At 69.1% G+C, this 3452-nt stretch carries 4 protein-coding genes; 2 read left to right on the top strand and 2 right to left on the bottom strand.

Features of this window, described 5'->3' with window-relative positions; all coding sequences use genetic code 11:
• Positions 1-726: hypothetical protein (locus AC5JJ2_RS10960; protein WP_495858025.1), on the bottom strand; the 726-nt coding region annotated here is incomplete at its 3' end.
• 50 nt (positions 727-776) lie between these two features.
• On the opposite strand from AC5JJ2_RS10960, the gene dusB reads away from it, so the two are divergent.
• Both dusB and AC5JJ2_RS10950 read left to right on the top strand, forming a co-directional pair.
• Complete coding sequence (gene dusB, locus AC5JJ2_RS10955; RefSeq protein WP_495858024.1) at positions 777-1886, top strand: tRNA dihydrouridine synthase DusB; 1110 nt, start codon at positions 777-779, stop codon at positions 1884-1886.
• 184 nt (positions 1887-2070) lie between these two features.
• Positions 2071-2547: a hypothetical protein gene (locus AC5JJ2_RS10950; protein WP_495858023.1), complete on the top strand. Its 477-nt coding sequence runs from the start codon at positions 2071-2073 to the stop codon at positions 2545-2547.
• A gap of 2 nt (positions 2548-2549) precedes the next feature.
• Here AC5JJ2_RS10950 and AC5JJ2_RS10945 read toward each other — a convergent pair whose 3' ends face one another.
• Positions 2550-3308 (bottom strand): PPC domain-containing protein, encoded by a 759-nt coding sequence (locus AC5JJ2_RS10945; protein WP_495858022.1) that lies wholly within the window; start codon positions 3306-3308, stop codon positions 2550-2552.
• Between the last annotated feature and the right edge of the window lie 144 nt (positions 3309-3452).

The raw sequence follows: 3452 nt of genomic DNA, 5'->3' as shown, positions 1-3452 counted from the left end.
GACTTGCCGAGTACCAGATCGACGATGCCACGGCCGCGGCACGGCGAACGGCACGAGATCGACGACCCAGCACCCGAGGACGTGGGCCTGCTGCGGATCGCGGCAGTGGCCGAGGATCGCGGCGTCCTCGCACCCGGCGTCCTGCAGCGCGTCCGCCAGGATCGGCATCGCGCCGAACTCGCGGGCGTCGTACATCTTCTGAGCGATGCCGGCGGCGGCGGAGCTGCGCCACGCGGGGTCGAACGCGACCGGGCGGAACGGGTTGCCGAAGATGTCATGGGCGAGGCGAACCTGCTCGGCCTCTTCTCGATCTCCCAGACGGTTGAATTCACTTGGTATCCCCGAACCGCGAGCCAATGCCCGGAAGGCGAAATGAACCTTGTGAGACGCGCCGAGGGCACCGACCGGTTTCTTGGTTGTGGCACACTCCAAACCTTCGAGCGTGTGGCGTAGTGATTCCGTTGGACCGAACGGGTCGCCCAACTCCTTTCGGATCGCCGTCACGACTTTGCGGGCGATCTTTACTTCCTCCCAAGTCACGCCCGAATCCGCGAACAGTTCAGCAACTTCCAATACCGCGTTCAACCGTCCGTCGCCGACCAACTCGATGCCACGCTGACAACAAGCCGCGGCAAACAGTCGCCACTTCCGGTGTCGCTCCTTCGCGGTGCGCCAAAGATCGAGGCCAATGACAGTTCTGGCCGACAGCCACTCCGCTTCCGTCATCGCCTCACCCTCCGCTTCGCGTCGCCGGCCGTCGCCCGTAACATGACACCATGTCCGTCATCGCCGAAACCATCGCCCCCGCGCCGCCGCTCCACTACCGCGAGCCGCTGGCCGTCGGCCGCGTGCCGCTCGCGTCGCGGTTCGTCCTCGCGCCGCTGGCCGGGTACACGAACCTGCCGTTCCGCCTGTCCGTCCGCGAGATCGGCGGCGTCGGCCTCTGCACCACCGACCTCGTCAACGCCCGAGCCATCCTCGAGGGCAAGGCGAAGACGATGGACCTGCTCGCCACCGACCCGAACGACCGGCCGCTGTCCGTGCAAATCTTCGGCGGCAAGGCGGACGAACTCGCGGCCGCCGCCCGGTGGCTCCAGGACCGCGGCCTCGCCGACGTCATCGACATTAACATGGGCTGCCCGGTTCGCAAGGTCGTCGCCGTCGGCGGCGGGTCGTCCCTCATGTGCGACACGACCGGCGGCACGATCGAGCTGGTGCGGAAGGTCGTGGACGCCGTCGCCGTGCCGGTCACGGTGAAGATGCGGCTCGGGTGGGACGACTCGCAACTGACCGCGCCGTACTTCGCCCGCGAGTTCGAGCGGGTCGGCGTCGCCGCCCTCACGATCCACGGCCGCACGCGGGAGCAGGGGTTCGGCGGCCGCGTCAACCGCGACGGCATCCGCCGCGTCGTGGACGCCGTCGAGCGCATCCCCGTTTTCGGCAACGGCGACGTGATGTCGATCGCGGACGCCGACACGATGATCCGCGAGACCGGCTGCCACGGCCTGGCCGTCGGCCGCGGGGCGCTGGCGAACCCGTGGTTCTTCCGCCAACTGTCGAGTTGGGTGACCACCGGCGACCCCGGCCCGCGGGGGACGTACCACGAGCGGCTCGCGTTCATGCGGCTGCACCTGGAGCGCTTGATAGCGTGGCGGGGCGGTGAGAAGTTCGGGTGCGTCATGTTCCGCAAGGTGGCGACGTGGTACACGAAGGCTTTGCGGCTGCCCAAGAAGGTGCAGCAGCGGTTCGTGATGCTCAACGACCTGCGGGAGTTCGACGACATCATCGCCCCGTACCTCGACGACGGCCCGCCGCCCGGCTGGGGCGAGTGGGACGTGCAGCAGTCGCAGGTCGCCGTCCCCGCGGGGCCGAACGCGCACTGGTGAGCGGCCGCGGGAACAACCGGCACGGCCGCAAGGTTTGAACAACTCGCGCAGCTTATCGCCGACCACAACCCCGACCGGCGAACTTTTACAAAACGGCGCAATCCGGGCGCGCGGCACTCGGCTTGCCAATGTGGTCTGGCGTGCCCGCCCCACCCGAAGCTCACGAACTCACGGAGGAGTTCCGATGACGATCACTATTTCCCGCACATTTTGCAAGGTCGCCGGCGTCGTGTTCACCGGGTTCTTCGCCCCGCTCGGCGTGAAATTGATCGACTCGAACTGGAACACGACGACGCCTGCCACCGCGGAGTTGCCGCCGGTCGTGGCCCCGCTCGACCCGCCCCCGGCCCCGACGCCCGGCACAACGCGGGTGGTGGCGCAAGGGACCGGCCCGACGGCCGAGGCCGCGTTCCAGAACGCCATCGACACGGCCCTGCAGCAGACCGTCGCGGCCGAGGTGTCCGCCGCCGAGTGGGGCCGGTACGGGCCGTACTACCTGGCGTCCGTGCGGCGTAACGGGGCCGGCCTGCTCCGCGGCTGGCGGGAGTTGTCGAACGTCGGCGAGCGGCACCTGACCGGCCGCGTCTACCGCAGCGAGGTGGCCGTTGACGTGAACGCGACCGCCCTCCGCGAGCGGCTCCGCCCCGCGGCCCGGCCCTGAACTCACTCCGTGCGAAGGGTCAGCCGGTACGCGAACATGCTCCCGCCCAGGTCGTTGGCTTCCAGGACGGACACGTAGTACGTCCCGTCCCGCGGCAGCGTCCGCACGACCACCGGGTCGGCCGAGCCGTTCGCGTCATCGACCGTGTCGAGGATTTTTCGGTCTGCGTCCAAGAGCGTCAGCATCAGGTCCGCCGGAGAGTTAAGGCGGGCGGCGTGAACCTCGACGCGAACCTTGTCGCCGGCCTTGCCGGTGAACCGGAACACGTCCACGTCCCGCTCGCGGCCGATCGTGCCGTCCACCACGGCCGGCAGCGTCACCACCTGCGGCTGGTCGAACCCGTCGTTCGGCTCCTTCTCCGCGGCCCGCGGCGTGTCGTCGGCGAGAGCCACCTTCACCGCGTTCGACTCCCCGCCGGGGCCGATGACGCTGACCGCGACCGTGCCGCCGGGGGCTTCCTTCGCCACGTCGAGTTCGATCTCGACTTCGGTGTCGCCGACGCGGTCGAGCGGGTAATTGTTCGGCAGCCCGACCTTCTTGGGCTGCCCGACGAGCGCGGCCTTCGACTTCGGCTCGTGTACCTTCGCGGCGGTGAGGCCGTCGAGGTTGCTGCCGCGGACGGTGAGCTTCGCCTTCTTCCCCGGCTCGACGGCGAGCGGCAGCGCGACCGCCAGCTTCGGCGGCGCGGGCTTCTTCTCCGCCTTCTTGTCCTGGGCGGCGAGGGCGACGGCGAGCAGGAGGAGGGTGAGAAAGGTTCGCACGTTTCGGAAACCCTTGTGGTAGGCGGCGGCCCATAGTAGTAGGCACACTCCGTGTGCCGTCGGCTGTCGGCCGCTGCGGCCCGGACGAACTCGCTGGGCGCATGACCGAGACGGCACACGGTGTGTGCCTACTACTATGGGCCG

The organism is Limnoglobus sp., assembly GCF_059499385.1.
Note: the sequence above shows the minus strand (reverse complement) of the source record. Positions and strands in the feature narration are given on the sequence as shown.

What these genes read in the sequence shown, in the direction of transcription:
- dusB (WP_495858024.1), top strand. Translation starts at nt 777, where the DNA reads ATGTCCGTCATCGCCGAAACCATCGCCCCCGCGCCGCCGCTCCACTAC.
- AC5JJ2_RS10950 (WP_495858023.1), top strand. Translation starts at nt 2,071, where the DNA reads ATGACGATCACTATTTCCCGCACATTTTGCAAGGTCGCCGGCGTCGTG.